The sequence below is a fragment of the Psychrobacter sp. 1U2 genome, assembly GCF_051847575.1.
This window is the reverse complement of record NZ_JBPYDC010001759.1, coordinates 1-531: the sequence shown is the minus strand read 5'-3', so window position 1 is coordinate 531 and position 531 is coordinate 1. Positions and strand designations below refer to the sequence as shown.

The 531-nt window shown below is 46.5% G+C and carries 1 protein-coding gene; it reads left to right on the top strand.

The features are described 5' to 3' along the window. Positions 1–531, top strand: a 531-nt coding sequence (locus ACS8FD_RS24265) for a GTP-binding protein (protein ID WP_439277725.1), incomplete at both ends; no start/stop codon positions are given.

Sequence of the window (531 nt, the reverse complement as noted above, 5' to 3'; positions counted from 1 at the left end):
ACCTTTGCCATTATTTCGCATCCTGATGCGGGTAAGACTACTATGACCGAAAAGCTACTGTTATGGGGTCAAGCGATCCAAGTGGTTGGTGAAGTCAAAGGCCGCAAAACCGATCGTCATGCAACCTCTGATTGGATGAGTATGGAACAAGAGCGCGGTATCTCTATTACGACCTCAGTCATGCAGTTCCCTTATAAAGATCATATGGTCAATCTACTAGATACCCCCGGTCACGCTGATTTTAGTGAAGATACTTATCGTACCTTGACCGCCGTTGATAGCGCACTGATGATGGTCGATGGCGCAAAAGGGGTGGAGGAGCGTACCATCAAACTGATGGAAGTTTGCCGGATGCGTGATACACCAATCATCTCGTTCGTCAATAAGCTGGATCGTCAGATTCGCGAACCGCTTGAGCTGCTTAGTGAAATTGAGAGTGTACTAAAAATCAAATGCGTGCCTGTGACGTGGCCTATTGGTATGGGTCAAGATTTCGTTGGGGTATATCACTTAACCGAAAACAAGACCTAT